The 19,006-nt window shown below is 69.1% G+C and carries 16 protein-coding genes; 12 read left to right on the forward strand and 4 right to left on the reverse strand.

All coding sequences use genetic code 11. The features are described from left to right. Window positions 1-8 precede the first annotated feature (8 nt). From KV396_RS12960 to KV396_RS12995, 8 genes are all read left to right on the forward strand, one after another. Window positions 9-908 (forward strand): F0F1 ATP synthase subunit gamma, encoded by a 900-nt coding sequence (locus tag KV396_RS12960; protein WP_247955974.1) that lies wholly within the window; start codon window positions 9-11, stop codon window positions 906-908. 23 nt (window positions 909-931) lie between these two features. After that, complete coding sequence (atpD, locus tag KV396_RS12965) at window positions 932-2,386, forward strand: F0F1 ATP synthase subunit beta (RefSeq protein WP_247622776.1); 1,455 nt, start codon at window positions 932-934, stop codon at window positions 2,384-2,386. Window positions 2,387-2,388: 2 nt separating this feature from the next. Next, on the forward strand, window positions 2,389-2,649 hold the full coding sequence (locus KV396_RS12970) for a F0F1 ATP synthase subunit epsilon (RefSeq protein WP_247622775.1): 261 nt from the start codon (window positions 2,389-2,391) through the stop codon (window positions 2,647-2,649). Window positions 2,650-2,725: 76 nt separating this feature from the next. After that, window positions 2,726-3,484: a YaaA family protein gene (locus KV396_RS12975; protein ID WP_247955975.1), complete on the forward strand. Its 759-nt coding sequence runs from the start codon at window positions 2,726-2,728 to the stop codon at window positions 3,482-3,484. Window positions 3,485-3,601: 117 nt separating this feature from the next. After that, window positions 3,602-4,384 (forward strand): DUF5684 domain-containing protein, encoded by a 783-nt coding sequence (locus tag KV396_RS12980; protein WP_247632432.1) that lies wholly within the window; start codon window positions 3,602-3,604, stop codon window positions 4,382-4,384. Between the two features lie 108 nt (window positions 4,385-4,492). Next, window positions 4,493-5,476, forward strand: coding sequence for an aldo/keto reductase (locus tag KV396_RS12985; RefSeq protein ID WP_247955976.1), 984 nt, complete (start codon window positions 4,493-4,495; stop codon window positions 5,474-5,476). A gap of 78 nt (window positions 5,477-5,554) precedes the next feature. Beyond that, entirely contained in the window at window positions 5,555-6,358 is an 804-nt protein-coding gene (locus tag KV396_RS12990) for a PP2C family protein-serine/threonine phosphatase (protein WP_247632430.1), read from the forward strand. Between the two features lie 58 nt (window positions 6,359-6,416). Beyond that, window positions 6,417-9,299 (forward strand): FtsK/SpoIIIE domain-containing protein, encoded by a 2,883-nt coding sequence (locus KV396_RS12995; protein WP_247955977.1) that lies wholly within the window; start codon window positions 6,417-6,419, stop codon window positions 9,297-9,299. Between the two features lie 4 nt (window positions 9,300-9,303). On the opposite strand, the gene KV396_RS13000 is transcribed toward KV396_RS12995, so the two are convergent. After that, the gene (locus tag KV396_RS13000) at window positions 9,304-10,299 is read right to left on the reverse strand and encodes an asparaginase (protein ID WP_247955978.1); all 996 of its coding nucleotides are present in this window, start codon (window positions 10,297-10,299) and stop codon (window positions 9,304-9,306) included. A gap of 86 nt (window positions 10,300-10,385) precedes the next feature. On the opposite strand from KV396_RS13000, the gene KV396_RS13005 reads away from it, so the two are divergent. Continuing rightward, complete coding sequence (locus KV396_RS13005; protein WP_247632427.1) at window positions 10,386-10,880, forward strand: OsmC family protein; 495 nt, start codon at window positions 10,386-10,388, stop codon at window positions 10,878-10,880. 14 nt (window positions 10,881-10,894) lie between these two features. Here KV396_RS13005 and KV396_RS13010 read toward each other — a convergent pair whose 3' ends face one another. Continuing rightward, the gene (locus tag KV396_RS13010; RefSeq protein WP_247622768.1) at window positions 10,895-11,692 is read right to left on the reverse strand and encodes a lysophospholipid acyltransferase family protein; all 798 of its coding nucleotides are present in this window, start codon (window positions 11,690-11,692) and stop codon (window positions 10,895-10,897) included. 125 nt (window positions 11,693-11,817) lie between these two features. On the opposite strand from KV396_RS13010, the gene KV396_RS13015 reads away from it, so the two are divergent. After that, window positions 11,818-12,804, forward strand: a complete 987-nt coding sequence (locus tag KV396_RS13015; RefSeq protein WP_247955979.1) for an FKBP-type peptidyl-prolyl cis-trans isomerase — start codon at window positions 11,818-11,820, stop codon at window positions 12,802-12,804. A gap of 35 nt (window positions 12,805-12,839) precedes the next feature. Next, window positions 12,840-13,922 (forward strand): 1-deoxy-D-xylulose-5-phosphate reductoisomerase, encoded by a 1,083-nt coding sequence (dxr, locus tag KV396_RS13020; RefSeq protein ID WP_247632425.1) that lies wholly within the window; start codon window positions 12,840-12,842, stop codon window positions 13,920-13,922. Between the two features lie 3 nt (window positions 13,923-13,925). On the opposite strand, the gene KV396_RS13025 is transcribed toward dxr, so the two are convergent. Beyond that, on the reverse strand, window positions 13,926-15,548 hold the full coding sequence (locus KV396_RS13025) for a Mur ligase family protein (RefSeq protein ID WP_247955980.1): 1,623 nt from the start codon (window positions 15,546-15,548) through the stop codon (window positions 13,926-13,928). A gap of 61 nt (window positions 15,549-15,609) precedes the next feature. On the opposite strand from KV396_RS13025, the gene KV396_RS13030 reads away from it, so the two are divergent. Then, window positions 15,610-16,923, forward strand: coding sequence for a M50 family metallopeptidase (locus KV396_RS13030; RefSeq protein WP_247955981.1), 1,314 nt, complete (start codon window positions 15,610-15,612; stop codon window positions 16,921-16,923). A gap of 9 nt (window positions 16,924-16,932) precedes the next feature. Here the strand turns inward: KV396_RS13030 and KV396_RS13035 are convergent, their stop codons facing one another. After that, window positions 16,933-18,816: a chorismate-binding protein gene (locus tag KV396_RS13035; RefSeq protein ID WP_247955982.1), complete on the reverse strand. Its 1,884-nt coding sequence runs from the start codon at window positions 18,814-18,816 to the stop codon at window positions 16,933-16,935. Window positions 18,817-19,006: the final 190 nt, after the last annotated feature.

A 19,006-nucleotide genomic window follows, 5' to 3' on the forward strand; every position in this document is an offset into this window, starting at 1 on the left:
CTGATTTCATGGGCGCTCAACTCAGGGTCTACAAGCAGAAGATCAGTTCTGCTCAGACGACCAAGAAGATCACGAAGGCGATGGAACTCATCGCGGCTTCGCGCATCCAGAAGGCGATGGGACGCGTCAAGGCGTCCACCCCCTTCGCGCGGGCCGTGACGAGGGCCGTGTCCGCCGTCGCGACGCACTCGAACGTCGACCACCCGCTCACCCGTGAGCCCGAGAACATCAGCCGCTCCGCGGTCGTGATCTTCTCGTCGGACCGCGGTCTCGCCGGTGCCTTCAACTCGCAGATCCTCCGTGAGGGTCTCGAGGTGGCGGAGCTGCTGCGCGGTCAGGGCAAGGAGCCGGTGTTCTACCTCGTCGGTCGCAAGGCCGTCGGCTACTTCCAGTTCCGTCGCATCGCGGCGGCAGCGGAGTGGACCGGCGACACCGACACCCCGTCGTTCCACACGGCCGAAGAGATCTCGTCGACTCTGCTCGACGCGTTCTCGCGCGGCGGTGCGGGCGGCGGCGTCGACGAGATCCACCTCGTGTACAACCGCTTCGTCAGCATGATGACGCAGTCGCCGGAGTCCGTGCGCCTGCTTCCGCTGGAGATCGCGGAGGCCGACGAGTCGGAGGCGGGCAGCGCTGTCTACCCGCTCTACGAATTCGAGCCCGACGCCGAGACCGTGCTCGACGCGATCCTGCCGGTGTACATCCAGAGCCGCGTCTTCAACGCCCTCCTGCAGTCGTCTGCCGCCAAGCAGGCTGCGACGCAGAAGGCGATGAAGTCCGCCAGCGACAACGCCGACAAGCTCATCACCGACTACACCCGTCTGCGCAACAACGCGCGCCAGGCGGAGATCACGCAGCAGATCGCGGAGATCGTCGGCGGCGCCGACGCCCTCTCGTCTGGCAAATAGACCATCAGGAAAGAGACGAAGAAATGACCACCACCGCTACGGCTGACCAGCCCGCGACCGCGGTCGTCGGGCGCGTCGCACGCGTCAACGGTCCGGTTGTCGACATCGAGTTCCCGCACGACTCGATCCCCGGCATCTACAACGCGCTGAAGACGACGATCACCATCGGCGAGGAGTCGACCGAGATCACCCTCGAGGTCGCTCAGCACCTCGGTGACGAGCTCGTCCGCGCCATCGCCCTGAAGCCGACCGACGGCATCGTCCGCGGCCAGGAGGTTCGCGACACCGGAGAGGCCATCTCGGTCCCGGTCGGCGACATCACCAAGGGCAAGGTCTTCAACGTGATCGGCGAGGTCCTCAACGGCGAGCCCGGTGAGACCCTCGAGGTCACGGAGCGCTGGCCGATCCACCGCAAGGCGCCCAACTTCGACCAGCTCGAGTCGAAGACCACGATGTTCGAGACGGGCATCAAGTCCATCGACCTCCTCACCCCGTACGTCCAGGGTGGAAAGATCGGTCTGTTCGGTGGAGCCGGTGTCGGTAAGACCGTCCTCATCCAGGAGATGATCCAGCGTGTCGCGCAGGACCACGGTGGAGTCTCGGTGTTCGCCGGTGTCGGTGAGCGCACCCGTGAGGGCAACGACCTGATTCACGAGATGGAAGAGGCGGGCGTCTTCGACAAGACCGCGCTCGTGTTCGGCCAGATGGACGAGCCGCCGGGGACGCGTCTTCGCGTCGCACTGTCGGCTCTGACGATGGCGGAGTACTTCCGCGACGTGCAGAAGCAGGACGTGCTGCTCTTCATCGACAACATCTTCCGCTTCACGCAGGCCGGTTCCGAGGTCTCCACGCTGCTCGGCCGTATGCCGTCCGCCGTGGGTTACCAGCCGAACCTCGCCGACGAGATGGGTGTGCTCCAGGAGCGCATCACCTCGACGCGTGGTCACTCGATCACCTCGCTGCAGGCGATCTACGTGCCGGCCGATGACTACACCGACCCGGCTCCGGCGACCACCTTCGCCCACCTCGACGCGACGACCGAGCTCTCTCGTGAGATCGCTTCGAAGGGTCTGTACCCGGCCATCGACCCGCTGACCTCGACGTCGCGCATCATGGATCCCCGCTACCTGGGCGAGGACCACTACCGCGTCGCCACGACGGTCAAGCAGATCCTCCAGAAGAACAAGGAGCTGCAGGAGATCATCGCCATCCTCGGTGTCGATGAGCTCTCCGAGGAAGACAAGATCGTCGTGTCGCGTGCGCGTCGCATCCAGCAGTTCCTCTCGCAGAACACCTACATGGCCAAGAAGTTCACGGGTGTCGAGGGTTCGACCGTCCCGCTCAAGGAGACCATCGAGTCCTTCGATGCGATCACCCGCGGTGACTTCGACCACGTGGCCGAGCAGGCCTTCTTCAACGTCGGTGGTATCGGCGACGTCGAAGAGCGCTGGGCGCAGATCCAGAAGGAGAACGCCTGACCATGGCGCTCAACGTCAGCCTCGTCTCCGCCGACGCGGAGGTCTGGACGGGGGAAGCGAGCCTCGTGATCGCCAAGACCGTCGAGGGTGAGATCGGCTTCATGTCCGGTCACGAGCCGGTGCTGGCCATCCTCGCCGAGGGCCAGGTCCGGATCACCCAGACCGATGGCACCAAGGTGCTCGCGAACGCGCAGGACGGGTTCCTCTCGATGGAGGGCAACGTCCTGACGATCGTCGCCGGCAACGCGGCGCTCATCGCCTAGCAGTCGACTACATGCGTCCGCCTCGGACCCGGTCTCCGGGTTCCGAGGCGGACGCATCTGTATTCCCCGAGGACCCATGAAGATCCTTCTCCCTCCGTCCGAGACCAAGCATCCCGGCGGTACCGGTGATCCCTTCGATCCCGCCGCAGTGGCGCTGCCGGGTCTGCACGAGCACCGCACGGCGGTGATCGACGCTCTCGTCGATCTCGCGGCCGATGAGGATCAGGCTCGACGGGTGCTGAAGCTGAGCGAACGCCAGGTGGGCGACATCGTCCACAATCGGATGCTGCGGAGCGCACCGACGATGCCCGCGATCGACCGCTACACCGGAGTGCTCTTCGATGCGCTCGACGCGCGCACGCTCTCTGCGGCGTCGCGCCGCTGGCTGGGGGAGCACGTGTGGATCCACTCGGCACCGTTCGGGCCGGTGGGAGCGCTCGACGGCATTCCTTCCTACCGCCTCGCGGCGGGCACCGCCCTCCCGGGACTGGTGGCGATGCGCCGGCACTGGGCCGATGCCACCAGCGCCGCCCTCGCCGAAGCGGAACCCGCGTTCGTCCTGGATCTGCGGAGCGAAGCATACGTCGCACTGGGACCGATTCCCACTTCCGTGCCGTCGGCCTACGTCCGGGTCGTCACAGACGATGGCGACGGGGGAGCGCGGGCTCTCAACCATTTCAACAAGAAGTCGAAGGGTCAGCTCGTCCGCGCTCTCTCGGAGAGCCGGCCGCGGATCGGCTCGCTGCGATCGCTCCTCATCTGGGCGTCGAAACACGACATCGTCCTTCGGCGCACCGAAGACGACCGGGTGCTCGAGCTGGTCGTCACGGAGTGACGCCCGTCCGCGCATGGGGAGATGTCCCCGTGCGTGTCGTTGCCGCGTCGTTATCTGCACCGCTATGGTGGGTCTCGCGGCGTGGATTACGCCACCAATTCGGATCCGGAGGGGATCATGAATCCTTACTACGACTCGAGCTACTGGGCATTCCTCGGTGGCGTCATCATCTTCAGCGTCATCATCGGCCTCGCCGCCTACGTGCTCGTCTCCCTCTTCTTCATGAAGATCTTCGAGAAGGCCGGTGTCGAGGGCAAGTGGCGCGCGTGGGTGCCCGTGTACAACTACATGGTCTTCGCCAAGCTGGGCGACATGTCGCCCTGGCCGGTGCTGATCGTGATCGGTCTTTCGCTCATCCCGTACCTGAACTTCCTCACCGGACTCGCGGCGGCAGCGCTCTTCGCCGTCATCGCATGGCGCGTCGGACTCAAGCTCCAGAAGGATGCGGTGTGGGTGGTCCTGTGGATCTTCCTCTCCATCGTCTGGCTCGGCATCAACGCGTTCGACAAGTCGCGATGGAACCCGAACATTCAGCCCGCTCCGTGGGCCGGAAACGGATTCTTCGCTGACCGCACCGTCTGGGCGGGCATCCCCGTCCAGCCTTCTGCCGCCGCCCCGCAGGCCGGATACGGCGCTCCCGGTTACGGCGCGGCCCCGCAGGGGTACGCACCCCCCGCTCCGCAGGGCTACGCGCCGCCGGCTCAGCCCGGATACGCACCTCCCGCACAGCCCGGATACGGCACCCCCGCGGCGCCCCCGGCGAGTGCACCCGCTACGCCGCCCGCGCCGCCGGCTCCGGCCGCGCCGCCCGCGACTCCGCCGGCACCGCCCGCTGCTCCGCCGGCACCGCCCGCTGCTCCGCCTGCTCCGCCGACGGACCCCACGCAGCCTCCGGCCTGATCGTCCCGTGCGAAGAGCCCTCGACCTCACGGTCGGGGGCTCTTCCCGTCTTCACGGCGCTTCGGCCCGTCGCCGAAAACCGGCGCGCCGCTGGGATAGCGTGAGGGCATGGTCATGTCACAGCGCCGCGTCGGTGCGTCCGGACTCCTCGTCTCCGCCACCGGCCTCGGATGCAACAACTTCGGGCGGGCCGGCACCGCCACCGAGACGATCGAGGGCACGCGCGAGGTGATCTCCGCGGCGATCGCCAACGGCATCACCCTGTTCGACACGGCGGACATGTACGGCGCCGTGGCCGGAACGAGTGAGACGCTCATGGGGGAGGCTCTCCAGGGGCGGCGCGACAGCGTCGTGCTCGCGACGAAGTTCGGTCACGAACGTGACATGGGCTACGCCTTCCCCGCAGCCCGAGGATCTCGGCGCTACGTCCGTCGCGCGGTCGAGGAGTCCCTGCGTCGTCTGCAGACGGACTGGATCGATCTGTATCAGTTGCACCTGCCCGATCCTGAGACGCCGATCGCCGAGACCACCGATGCTCTCGACGAGCTGGTCCGTGAGGGCAAGATCCGCTATTACGGTCACTCGAACTTCACCGGTTGGCAGATCGCCGAGGCCGAGTTCACCTCCACCGCTCGCTCGAGCGGTCGCTTCGTCTCGGCGCAGAACCACTACTCGCTGCTCGCCCGCGCCGCCGAGAGGGAGGTCCTCCCCGCGGTCGAACGGTACGGGCTGGGTTTCTTCCCGTTCTTCCCCCTCCACAACGGGCTCCTCACGGGCAAGTTCACCCGCGAGGGTGGACCCGCGAGCAGCCGGATCATGTCGTCTCGGCGTCACGTGTGGGAGAACGCGCCGTGGGAGGCGTTGGAGGCGTATCGCGTGTTCTGCGAGGAACGCGGGATCACGATGGTCGAGGCGACGTTCGGCTGGTTGCTGTCCCGTCCCGCGGTCTCCAGTGTCATCGCGGGCGCGACGTCGGCGGCGCAGGTGGAGTCGAATGCGCGCGCCGGCGATGCGTGGCGACCCGACGCCGAGGAGCTCGCCGTCATCGATGCGCTCTTCCCCCTGCCTCAGGACCCGGGGGCGCAGGTGTGAGCGCAATCAGCGATTCGACTACGATGTGTGAGTACCTCGCGGCCGTCCGATCCGCCGCGGGACCATCGGAGGCAGCACGTGGCTGAGACGACAACGACGACGCGTAGCGTCACGGTCGCGCAGCGCCCGCTGCTGCTCTCCTGGGCGGGCACGACTGATCAGGGGCGCCGTCGCGACACGAATCAGGATGCATTCCTCGCGGAGTATCCGCTGTTCATCGTCGCCGATGGAATGGGTGGACACGCAGGAGGCGAGATCGCCAGCCGCAGCACGGTTCAGCGGCTGCAGGCACTGGTCGATGACGGATCCGTGGAGCGGCCGGCGATCGAGAAGGCGCTCGAGCTCGCGGTGGCGGACATCGCAGATCACCCCGAGACCACCGACGAGGGAACCGGGACCACGCTGACCGGCGTGTTCCTGGAGCTTCAGGACGGGGAGCCGCACTGGGTGTCGCTGAACATCGGCGACTCACGCGTGTACCTCCTGCGCGACGATCGCCTCGTGCAGGTGACGACCGATCACTCGGTCGTCCAGGAACTCATCACGGCGGGGAAGCTGAGCCCGGAGGAAGCGGAAGGGCATCCCTACAGCAACGTGATCACACGGGCGGTCGGGGCGAGCGAGCTGACGCCGCCGGACTACCTGACGATCGAGGTCCGCGCCGGCGATCGGTTCGTGATCTGTTCGGACGGTCTCACCAAGGAGCTCACCGACTACGGCATCCAGCACTTCCTACGGGAGAACCCCGAACCGGGGCCGGCCGTCGACGCGATGCTCGCCGCGGCCCTCGAGAACGGCGGCCGAGACAATGTCACCGTCATCATCGTGCAGGTGACCGATCCTGCGGACTCCTCCTCCACACCGGACGAGAACGGCGAATAGCCCCGATCGCCTGTGAGCGGAGACCCTCCGCCGATCCCCATGCCGTCGAATGGAGGGCATGGATCCCCTCCCGATCGTGCTGCCGGCCACGCAGGTCCCGCCTCGACGCGCCCCTTTGCCGTTCCTCGCCGCCGGTATGCCCGTCGTCGCCGGCGTCGTTCTCTGGCTGATCACCGGCTCGCTCTTCTCCCTCTGCTTCGCCGCGCTCGGCCCCGTGATGATGGTGGCCTCGCTCGTCGATTCGGGGCGCGGTCGTCGTCGGGAACAGCGACGCATCCTCGAGGAGGATGAGCGGTCATGGGCGGTGGCGGAGGAACAGCTCTCCGCGCTGCACGGGGAGGAGAGACACCGCCGCTGGGGCCAGCACCCCGACGCGGCCACCTGCACGCAGGAACCGCCGCTGCGCGGCACGGAGCCGCCCGAGGCGAGGACGCCCGTCGTGGTCGGTTCCGGTGCTGTCGCCAGCATCATCCGTACGACCGGTGGTGACGGTGAGCGGGCACGTGAACTCCAGGAACGTGCGCGTGTGCTCGAGTCCGCACCGATCATCGTTCCCCTGGGCGCGGGAATCTGCGTGCGGGGCCCGCAGCCTCTCACCCTCGCAGTGGCGCGTGCGCTGGTACTGCAGCTCTCTCTGCGGTTCGCGCCGGGACAGCTGAAGCTCGTCGGCGAGGGGTTCCCCGACGGGGACTACGCCGGGCTTCCGCACTCGTCGTCCCTCCGGCGAGGATTCCGCCTCGGTGTCGGACCCGCGTCGATCCGGGAGGTCGAAGCGGACGCGACGATCTGGCTGGCGCGGTCCGGCGAAGAAGTACCCGACGGCATCCTCACCGTCCTGGATCTGCAGGAGCCGCGGGAGGCCACGCTTCGAACCCCGGAAGGCGTCGTCACGATCGCCGCCGAAGGGGTCTCCCGCCAGCAATTCGAGACGATCGCCGCCCGCCGACTCGCCTCGGACGACGAGGCGGATGCCGTGCCGGAGGCGGTGGAGTTCGCTCAGCTCGTGCAGACACCGGCCGAATCAGGACTGCGGGCGGTCATCGGTCGAGGAGCCGGTGCGGACGGAGAGGTCGACATCGTCGAAGACGGTCCGCACGCCATCGTCACCGGCACCACGGGTACCGGCAAGAGCGAGCTCCTGGTGACCTGGGTCACCGCGATAGCCGCGTCGTACGGCCCTGAGCGAGTGAACTTCGTCCTGGCCGACTTCAAGGGCGGGACGGCGTTCGAACCGCTCCGGGCGCTGGCCCAGGTGACCGCGGTCATGACGGATCTCGACGAGGCGGGAGCGCGACGCGGCGTGGAGAGCCTGCGCGCCGAACTGCGCCGTCGGGAGGGCGCTCTCGCCGCAGCCGGTGTGCGCGATATCGCCGACGTGGAGATTCCGCGACTCCTGATCGTCGTGGACGAGTTCGCGGCCCTCTTACAGGACCATCCGGATCTCGGCGCCGTCTTCACCGACATCGCCGCGCGAGGCCGCGCGCTGGGGATGCATCTGATCCTCGGCACCCAACGCGCCTCCGGGGTGGTGAGGGACTCCCTCGCCGCGAACTGCCCGTTGCGGCTCAGCCTTCGGGTCAGCGATCCGTCCGACAGCCGCGCGATGATCGGGACGGCGGCCGCGGCGGAGATCCCCGGGGGAGTGAGCGCCCGAGGCCTCTGCCTCGTGCGCCGCCCGCAGGACGACGATGCCGAACCCCTTCGCGTCGCGTTGACCCGTGAGGACGACCTGAGCGGGGTGGCGAATCGCTGGGCGCACCTGCCCAGGCCCGCGAGTCCCTGGCTGCTTCCGCTCGCCGAGGTGATCCCGCTGCCGGAGGATGCGACGAGGACGGGGAACTCGGAGATCCTCTGGGGAGTCGCCGACGTCCCGGAGTCGCAGGAGCAGCCGCGGCTCGTCATCCGGGCGGGCCAGGATCGCGGGATCGCCGTGATCGGCGCTCCCGGGTCGGGGCGCACCGCCGCTCTCCGCGTGCTCGCCGCACAGGTCCCGGAGGCGCTGTGGATCCCCGCCGACCCGGAGCGGATGTGGGACGTCGTCCAGTCGCTGGTTGAGGGACGGACACGGATGCCCGCGCTCGTCCTCTGCGACGACCTCGATGCCCGTGCCGCGGAGCTGCCGCCCGAGTATGCGCAGACTCTGGTGCAGCGGTGGGAGCAGATCCTGCGCGGTGCGACCGGGAGCAGCGTCGTGATCACTGCCACGCGGTCGAGCGGAGCCGTCGGGCGCGTGCTCGACGCGCTGCCGCGCCGAGCGCTGCTGCGCGCCGCGAGCAGGGTCGATCACGTCGCCGCCGGCGGCGAGAGCGCGACGTTCGACGAGCGTCGTCCCCCCGGTCGTGCTCGCCTCGACGGCCACGAGACGCAGTTCTTCTGGAAGCCCGACGGAGCTGCGAGTGACGGACGCGCGATCGGCGGCGAGGGGCCGGAGCGCTGGGAGCCGGGAGCGGGGCTCCATGCCATCGTCACGGCCGGGGCCGCGTCGCTCGTCTCCGCGGTTCAGCAGGCGTACCCCTCCGCGCGGGTGAGCGTGATCGGGTCGGGGGCCGTCATCGGTGCGGGGCAGGGCTTCACGCAGACCCCGGGCGGAGAACACGAGCCGGTCGTCCTTCTCGGCGATGCCGATGCCTGGCAGCGCGAGTGGTCGCTCTGGCAGCGCGTCCGCACGGACGGCGAGGTGCTCATCCGCGCGGAGCGGCCTTCGGATCTCCGGCAGCTGGTCGGGCACCGGGAACTGCCGCCGTTCGCGCGGCTTCACGCCGGACGGGTGTGGGCGGTGCGCGGAGCCGAGGCACCGCGGCGACTCGTGGTTCCCGCGCTCCTCGGTGAGCGGGAAACCTGGAGACGTGAGCCCGCGCCGGTGACGGCAGCGAGCGTCGGTGCGCAGCCGCCGGCGGACCAGCCCCGCACACGACGGAGCCTGCGGGAACGTCGGGGATGAGGCGTCAGATACCGGGGGAGACGAGAACCCGACCGACCGGCTGTCCGCCGCCGAGCACGTCGAGCGAGAGCGCGTCGGCCAGGTCGGCGACATCACGATCCGTGAGTGCCCCGGCTCGCGCGAGCAGCGTCGCAGCCACGATGGTCGATGCGCGTGCTCCGCCGTCGAGCATCTTCAGGGCGACGGTCGTGCCGTTGGGGGCCACCATGACCATGACGCCCTCGGCGCCTCCCTTGGCGAAGACTCCGAGCTTCTCGATGGCGACGGTGTCGGGCCGCCCGGGACCCTCGATGGTCCAGGGGTGCTCGCGCACCGCGCGCACCAGGGAACCGGCGACGCGGTGAAGGGCGAACGGCGAGCGATCCGATGCCGTGCCGATCCGGTGGATCGCGCGGGCGAGGCCCGTCAGCGTCATCGCGTAGACCGGTGCGCCGCAGCCGTCGATCGACGTGTGGGAGATCTTCTCGCCGGTGAGACGCTCGATCACCTCGCGGATGTGCGCCTGCAGAGGGTGGCCCTCCTCCAGATACCCCTCCGTGGGCCAGCCGGTGGCGATGCAGGCCCGCAGCATCGCGGCGTGCTTGCCCGAGCAGTTCATCCGCACGCTCGCCTGCTGGCCGTGCTCCCGCACCATCTCGTCGCGGGTCGCCTGATCGCTCGGCCAGGCCGGCGGGCAGGCGAGCGCGTCTTCGTTCAGACCGCCGGCCGTCAGCATCTCCCGCACCGCGGCGGCATGCCGATCGGTCCCGATGTGACTCGCCGTCGACAGAGCGAGGTGCTCGCCCTCGAGCGCGGCTCCCGCCGTGATGCAGGCGACCGCCTGCAGGGGCTTCATGCTGGAGCGCGGCAGGATGAGCGAATCGGCGTTGCCGAGACGCGCGACCACCTCTCCCTCGGAGGAGAGCACCACCGCCGCTCCCGCGTGTCGCGACTCGACGAAGCCGCTCCGCTCTACGACGGCGAGTTCGACGGAATCCTGAACGGTGAGAGTCTCCAGCACCCGTCCAGACTATCCCCGCCGCCCGACGAGTCGCCGAAGCGAGTGCGGCGCCGGGAGTGTCGGCGAGCGGTGGCACACTGGGGAGCATGGCAGAACACGCAACGCGCATCCTCGGAGAGCACCGTTATGCGCTCACGAGCATCTGGACCGGTAACACCGGGACCGGCACGAGCGGCTACCGCGACTATCGGCGCGACGTCGAGATCTCCGTCGAGGGAAAGCCGATGCTCCTCGCATCCGCCGACAAGCCTTTCCGCGGCGACCCCGCGCGATGGAACCCCGAGGACCTCCTCGTCGCAGCGCTGTCGGAATGCCACCTGCTCTCGTACCTGCACGCGTGCGTCACCGCGGGCGTGGTCGTCCTCTCCTACCGCGACGACGCGACCGGCACGATGCGCGAAGACGGCGCGGGCGGCGGAGCGTTCTCCGAGGTCACGCTGCACCCGCAGGTCGTCGTCGCCGACGCTTCCATGATCGAGGCCGCGGAGCGCGCGCACGTGCAGGCCAACGAGTGGTGCTTCATCGCGAACTCGATGAACTTCCCCGTGCGGCACGAGGCCACGGTGACCGCCCTCGGCTGAGCGCTCGACGACCGTCAGCGGCGCTCGTGCGGCAGTGCCTGCTTGATCTTCTCGATGGCTCCCTGCGCGGGAGCTTCGTTGTAAGCGCCGGCGAGCTCCTGGCCCGAGAGTGCGTGGATCGCGGCCATGATCTCGTCGGTCGCGAGACGACGCGCTCGACCGCTCGTCGCCGGACCGTGCGGGGCGAGATCGAGGGGTTTGCCGAAACGCACCGTGATGCGCTCCTTCGTCGTGGGGATCTTCGCGCCGACCGGCATCACCTTGTCGGTTCCGATGAGCCCGACGGGGACGACGGGCGCTCCGGTCTGCAGAGCCAGGAAAGCGACGCCCGTGCGGCCCTTGTAGAGCCGACCGTCGGTGGAACGGGTGCCCTCCGGGTAGAGCGCTACGGCGAGTCCCTCATCGAGCAGCTGGCGCTGCAGGTCGAGTGCGTCCAGAGCAGCCTGTCCGGCACCGCGGCGTACCGGTATGGCTCCGATGGATTCGAAGAAGGTCTTGCTGAGCCAGCCCTTGGCGCCGGTGCCCTCGAAGTAACTGGATTTCGCGAGGAAATGCACCGGACGGGGGGCTGCAACCGGGATCGCGATGGAATCGATGAAGGACAGGTGGTTGCTGGCGAAGATCACGGCCCCGGTGCGCGGGACGTTCTCCTTGCCCTCGACGCGCGGACGATAGATCAGCCGGGCGAGCGGGCTGATGATGCTGCGCCCCAGCGCGTAGGCGAATCCGGCGTGACGAGGCTCCGCTGACTTCGAGGTCTCTGCGGTCTCTGCGGGGGACGATTCCGGGTCCACGGACGGCTCAGAGGTCATCAGAGAAGGCTACTCCGAGATCCATGCCGGCACTGGAATGAAGCGGTTGTGTCGCGTCTCCCAGCGCGGGCCAAGCGAAATGCGAGAGGATGAAGCGTCCCGCCCGCGATCTCGAAGGCTCAACTGTGCGCAAGCTTCCGCTCCTCCTCCTGTCCACCGTCGCCGCGGCGACCCTTCTGCTGGCCGGCTGCTCCGGCAGCGCTGAGCCGGAGAGCTCGGCCACGCCGGAGGAGACCGCGGGAGCGACGTCGTGCCTCGCCGACCTCGCATCCGGTGCCGGATCCGACGCCGTCACGGTCGAGGGAACGGACGGCGACGCGAAGGTGACGGTCCCCGCAGGCACCGAGATCACCGAGCCCGAGCGTTCGGTGATCACCGAGGGCGACGGCGACGAGGTGCTTCCCGGCGACCTCGTCTCGCTGCGTTACCAGCTCGTCGACGCGACGACCAACGAGGTGTTGAGCAGCTCCGAGCGCGGCCCGGACGGCATCCTCTCCGCGTTGCTCGCTTCGCAGCAGCAGCAGATCTCCGACCCCACGCAGTCGACCGTGTTCACGGTCGCAGCGGAGTGCCTCCCCGTCGGGTCGAGCGTCGTGCTCACCCTCCCCGCCTCGCAGGAGGGCCTGAACCCGAGCGTGCTCTACGTCCAGACGATCGAGAAGCTCCCGACCATCGCATCGGGTACCGACGTCGAGCCCGAAGCGGGGATGCCCACCGTCGAGCTCGACGCGGACGGCGCCCCCACCATCACTCTCCCGGACGGCGACGCTCCGGCCGAGACGAAGGTCGCGGTCCTGAAGCAGGGCGACGGCGCGACGGTCGCCGAGGGTGATCTCGTCACTGTTCAGTACCGCGGCATCAAGTGGTCGGACGGGGAAGAGTTCGACTCCAGCTGGAGCCGCGGAGCGGCCCCGGCGCAGTTCCCCACGACGGGTGTCGTGACCGGCTTCAAGAAGGCGCTCGAAGGCCAGAAGGTCGGATCGCAGGTCATCGTGACGATGCCGCCGTCCGAGGCGTACGGCGCGAGCGAGGGCAACGAGCTCCAGAACGAGAGCCTCGTGTTCGTCGTGGACATCCTCGCGACCACCCCGCCGGAGCAGGTCCAGCAGTAAGCCGCGGAGCCGAGGGCGTGTCATAGGCTGACGACATGCAGCGCATCATCGTCCTCGGCTCCACCGGCTCCATCGGCACGCAGGCGCTCGACGTCATCCGTGCCAACCCGCGCCGTTTCGAACTGGTCGGTCTCGCTGCAGGCTCGAACGCAGAGATGCTGGGCGAGCAGGCCGAGAGCTTCCGTGTCGAGAGCACCGCTCTGGGGGCGGTCGAGGCCGAGCAGCTCGTGCGCGACGTCGACGCCGACGTGGTGCTGAACGCGATCACGGGATCGATCGGCCTCGGCTCGACACTCGCCGCTCTGAAGGCCGGACGCACGCTCGCCCTGGCGAACAAGGAATCCCTCATCGTGGGCGGCGAGCTGGTGCTCGCCGCGGCACGGCCCGGGCAGATCGTGCCCGTCGACTCCGAGCACTCCGCGATCGCGCAGGCGCTCCGCAGCGGAACGCACGCGGAGGTGCGTCGACTCGTCGTCACGGCATCCGGCGGTCCCTTCCGCGGGCGCACCCGGCAGGAGCTCGCCGAGGTCACGCCGGCCGAAGCCCTGGCCCACCCGACCTGGGATATGGGGCGCATGGTCACCACCAACTCCGCCACCCTCGTCAACAAGGGCCTCGAGGTCATCGAGGCGCACCTGCTCTTCGGCATCGCCTACGACGACATCGACGTCGTGGTGCACCCGCAGTCGATCGTGCACTCGATGGTCGAATTCATCGACGGCTCGACCATCGCCCAGGCATCGCCGCCCGACATGCGCCTGCCGATCTCGCTGGGACTCGACTGGCCGAACCGCGTCGGTGGGGTGGGGCGCCCCCTCGATTGGAGGACCGCGTCCTCCTGGACGTTCGAACCTCTCGACGAGGAGGCCTTCCCCTCCGTCGCGCTCGCGAAGACCGTCGGACGTGCGGGAGCGACGTTCCCAGCCGTCTACAACGCCGCGAACGAGCAGGCGGTCGACGCCTTCCACGAAGGACGACTGCCGTTCCTGGGAATCGTCGACACGATCGCCCGCGTCGTGGATGCGCACGAACCGCCCGAGCAGCTCACGGTGGAGTCGCTCGCCGCGGCCGAGCTCTGGGCGCGGCAGAAGGCGGACCGGCTGATCGCCGCCGCCTGAGCCTCAGTCCTCGTCGGGGTAGGGCACGGGCCAACGCGAGTCCGGCACCGGCCACCCGGCCGCGCGCAGAGCGCGGCGAGCGAGTTCCCTGGCCGAGTACGGCGTGCGCACACCGCGGATATCGCGGTAGTCCTGGTGCCCGGGCCCTGCCCAGAGGATCGCATCGCCGTCCCCGACGAGCTCGACAGCGGCGACGATGGCCGTCTCCGGCGGCGAGTACTCGTGGATCTCGGCATCCGGACGTGCTTGCCGTGCGCCCGCCACCAGCGTCGCACGGATCGACTCGGGATCCTCGAAGCGGGGGTGGTGATCGGTCACGACGAGGATGTCGCTGCCCTGCACGGCCGTGCGGGCCATGTCGAATCGCTTGCTCGCGTCGCGGTCGCCATCGGCGCCGAAGAGCATGACGACGCGTCCCGGCGTCACGCGACGCACGGCGGCGAGTGTCTTCTCGAACGCGTCGGGGGAGTGGCCGAAGTCGACGAAAACGGCCGGGCCGCGTTCGCCCGACACGAGCTGCGTGCGCCCGGGCAGGTACGCGCGGATGCCGCCGTCGCGCTCGAGGGCCGTGACGATCCGCTCCCAGGCGTAGCCGCCTTCGAGGAGCATCACGATCGCCAGTGCGGCATTCGCGGCCATGTGCGGGCCGATCACCGGGACCGTCGTCGTCAGGGTTCCCGCGGGGCCCGCGAGGGTGAAGGTGGTGCCGGCGGCGCGCTCGTCGTCGATCGTGACGACCCAGTCCGCTTTCGCTGCGGCCTCCGGGTCGGCGGCGATCAGCGGGGTGCCCACCGTCACGACCGGGATCTCGGCGCGTTCGACGACGATCGCGCCGGAGGGGGAGTCGAGGCAGATGACGCCGCGCTTCGACCGGTCGGGGCGGAAGAGCGGCAGCTTGGCCTCGAAGTACTCCTCCATGTCGGCGTAGTCGTCGAGGTGGTCGTGGCTGAGGTTGGTGAAGCCGGCCACGTCGAAGTGGATGCCGTCGACGCGGTGGCGCGAGAGCGCCTGGGCGCTCACCTCCACGGCCACGGCCTCGACCTCGCGCTCGCGCATGAGGGCGAGGAGGGCGTGGAACTCGGATGCTTCGGGCGTCGTCAGTCGCGAGACGATGACCTCGCCCGCGATGTGCCGTTCGGCGGTCGAGGAGAGCCCGGTGACGACGTCGATCTGGTCGAGGATGCCGGCGAGCAGATGGGAGACGCTCGTCTTGCCGTTGGTCCCGGTGGTCGCGAAGAGCAGGGGGAGCGGATCGTCGGCCCCGGTGCCGTAGACCCAGGCGCTCAGGTCGCCCAGGACCGCGCGCGGATCGTCGACGATCAGGATCGGGAGGCCGACCGACTCGGCGATCGCGGCGCCGTCGTCGTCGGTGATGATCGCGACCGCTCCCTTCTCGGCGGCCGCGGCCGAGAACTCGGCGCCGTGGCGGTTCACGCCCCGGATCGCGACGAAGGCCTCTCCCGCGCGGAGGTCGGCGGTCGCGAGGGTGATGCCGCTGACGGCCACCCCCTGCAGCTCGCCGCGCGTGTCGCGAGCGAATCGGGAGGCGAGTTCGGACAGCTGACGCCGGGGCGGGTTCGCGGGGCGGAGCACGGGAGGCAGGCTCGGTTGTTGTTCAATCGACATGTCTCTTCCATGATCTCACGTGCCGGGCGTATTCCTAGGCTCCAGGCAGTAGCGTTGGCGCGTGGAAACCCTGCTCTATGTGGGTGGCATCCTGTTCATGCTGGTCGGGCTCGCGCTCTCGATCGGACTGCACGAGATCGGTCACCTCCTGCCCGCGAAACTCTTCGGCGTGCGCGTCGGCCAGTACATGATCGGCTTCGGGCCGCGCATCTGGTCGCGCCGGATCGGCGAGACGGAGTACGGGTTCAAGCTGCTGCCGATCGGCGGGTTCATCTCGATGTCAGGCATGTACCCGGCCTCGAAGAACTCCCGCGCAGCAACAGGGATCTTCCGGTCGCTCGTCCAGGACGCGCGCGCCGCGAACGACGAGACGATCGCGGCGGGCGAGGAGGACCGCGTCTTCTACAAGCTCCCGGTCTGGAAGCGCGTGATCGTGATGCTCGGCGGGCCGTTCATGAACCTCGTTCTGGCGCTTCTCATCTTCACGGTTCTCGCTTCCGGGATCGGACTGCAGCAGGGCACGACGACGATCTCGTCGGTGACGGAGTGCGTGCTGCCGGCCGGTTCGTCGCAGACCGAGTGCACGGCCGACGACCCGGCCTCACCGGCGGCCGAAGCCGGGATCCTGCCCAACGACATCCTCGTCTCGATCGACAGCACCCCGGTGTCGACCTTCGCGGAGGCCACCGCGATCGTGCAGGCGGCGCCGGGCGAGACGCTCGACGTGGTCGTGCGGCGCGGCGGCACCGAGCAGAACCTCGAGATCACCCCGATCGTCGCCGAGCGCACGCTGACGGATGCCAGTGGCCGCCCGATCCTCGACGACGCCGGGGATCCGGTGGTGAAGGAGGTCGGCTACGTCGGGATGTTCGCGCAGATGGGCTACGTCCCGCAGCCGCTGTCGGTCGGACCCCAGATGGCCATCGAGAACGTGGGCCGTGTCGCGAATCTGATCGCGACGCTGCCCGTGCGCCTCTGGGACGTCGGCGTCTCCCTGTTCACCGGGAGCGAGCGTGATCCGAACGGACCGCTCAGCGTCGTCGGCGTCGGTCGGCTCGCCGGTGAGGTCGCCGCGACCGATGCGCCGGTGCTCAACCGTTTCGCCGTGCTGCTGAACCTGCTCGGCTCGTTGAACATCGCCCTCTTCGTCTTCAACCTGATCCCGCTGCTGCCGCTCGACGGCGGTCACATCGTCGTCGCGCTGTGGGAGGGGATCAAGCGCGGATGGGCGCGCCTGTTCCGTCGCCCGCCACCCGCACCGGTCGACGCCACGAAGCTGGTGCCGCTCACCGTCGTGGTCGCGGTCCTGCTGATCGGGATGGGCGCACTTCTGCTCCTCGCCGATCTGTTCAACCCGGTGAACTTCCTGCAGTAGGGGGTCCGCTCAGCGGAGTGCGTGAGCGACGAGGCGTTCCAGGGTGCGGATGCCGTCGCGCGACAGGATCGACTCGAGGTGCCCCTGCACCGACGAGAAGCGCGGCCCGCGCAGAGCGTAGACGGCACCGCTGGTGGAATCGGCCGAGACCTCGGCGTCGCCGATGACGGTCGCACCGGGGGAGACCCGCGCGGTGAACGTGTTGTAGAAGCCGATCGACGCGTCCTCGCCGAAGACCGGGACCGACTTCTGCAGACCCTGGTGGGGAGCATCCAGCGGGGTCAGCGCGATGCCGAGGGAATCGGCGAGGATCTGGTGGCTGAGGCAGACCGCGAGGAGCGGTGCCCCCGCCGAGCGGCGGCGCGCGACGACGCCGCGCATCCGCGAGATGCGCGGGCTCTCGGTGTCGCGCGGGTCTCCCGGCCCGGGACCCGCGACGACCAGGTCGACCGCGTCGATATCGGCGTCGTGCACATCGCTCCACGTGGCGATCCGCACGTCGAGACCCAGGTGCCGCAGCTGATGCGCCAGCATCGTCGTGAAGCGGTCCTCCGCATCGACGACGAGTGCGGTGCGCCCGGCGAACGGACCCGAATCGTCATCGCCCTGCGGGTTCAGCCAGAAATCCGCCAGGCGTGCGTTCCGCGAGGAGAGCAGCGCCGCGACCGTGGGGTCGTCGGCGAGCGTCAGCGGGGCGCCCGGGGCATCCGCATCGCTGCGCTGCTCGGCGACACGGTCCCGATCGATCGCCCCGATGGCGCCGAGCACACCGGCAGCCTTCCCATGGGTCTCGCTGACCTCACCGTGCGGATCGGAGTGGCGCACGAGCGTCGCCCCGACGGGCACCCGCACCTCCCCGCCCTTCAGATACACGGTGCGGATGAGGATGGGGGCGTCGAGGTCATGACCGCCGTCGAGGTTCGGGGTGAAGAGCGCGGCGACGCCGGAGTAGTAGCCGCGCGGTTCGCGTTCGTGCCGGTGGATCACCGCGCAGGCGTTCTGCATGGGAGACCCGGTGACGGTGGGGGCGAACATCGTCTCGCGGAGGATGTCGCGCGGGTCGAGTCGGCTCCGGCCCCGCAGCATGTACTCGGTGTGCGTGAGCCGGGACATCTCCTTGAGGTGCGGCCCCGTGATGCGACCGCCGTCGGAGCAGACCGCGCTCATCATCTTGAGCTCTTCGTCGACGACCATGAAGAGCTCCTCGGTCTCCTTCGTCGATGACAGGAAGTCGACCAGTGTCTCCTTGGTCGCTCCTCCCGCGGGGTGGCGGAACGTGCCGGAGATCGGATTCATCGTGACGATTCCGTCGCGTGCGACGACGTGCGCCTCGGGGCTGGCGCCGACGGCGATGTGACCGGGTGTGAAGACGGCGAAAGTCCAGTAGGCGCCGCGCTCGTGCGTGAGCAGTGCGCGGAACCAGGTGAGGGCCGCGGTGCGCTCGTCGACGTCGATGCGTGCGGTGAAGTCGCGCCGGATGACGAAGTTCGCGCCCTCGCCGCGGCCGATCTCGTCGGCGATGACGCGTTCGACGATCGCGGCGTACTCGTCGTCGGCGATGTCGAAGCCGTCGTCGTGTAGGGGGACCCGCGCTTCGGGCAGCGCGGTGAGGAGGTCGGGCGTCGGGAGGTGCAGATGCTCGTCGACGACGATGCAGCGCAGCGGCGCACCGTCGTCCTGCGAGACGAAACCGCGCTCGCGCACCTGGCGATACGGAACGAGGGCGAACACCTCGCGGGCGGCGCCGTCGACGGTCAGCGGGATGTCGGCGAGCAGATCGACGTCGACCACCTCTCCGGTGAGCAGCTCGACGGTGTCGGCGCCATCGCGCGCGATCAGCACGAAGGAAGAACGCGGGTCGGCCGTGAGCGCGGCGAGTCGTGAGAGGGTCATCGATGGTCTCCTGGGCAGGGCTCCGGCTCGGCGCAACGAAAAGACCGCCCCGGAGGCGGTCTGGATTCGTGGGAACGCGAACACACCGCCTAGGAGGCGGGCCACCAGGTGAAGTTCGCGAGCATGGGGCGAAACTACCACACCGGGGGTGCGTCGGCCGGGCGGATGACGGCCCGTTCCCCCGGCTCCG

It is taken from the genome of Microbacterium galbinum (assembly GCF_023101185.1).
Taxonomy (GTDB): Bacteria; Actinomycetota; Actinomycetes; order Actinomycetales; family Microbacteriaceae; genus Microbacterium; species Microbacterium galbinum.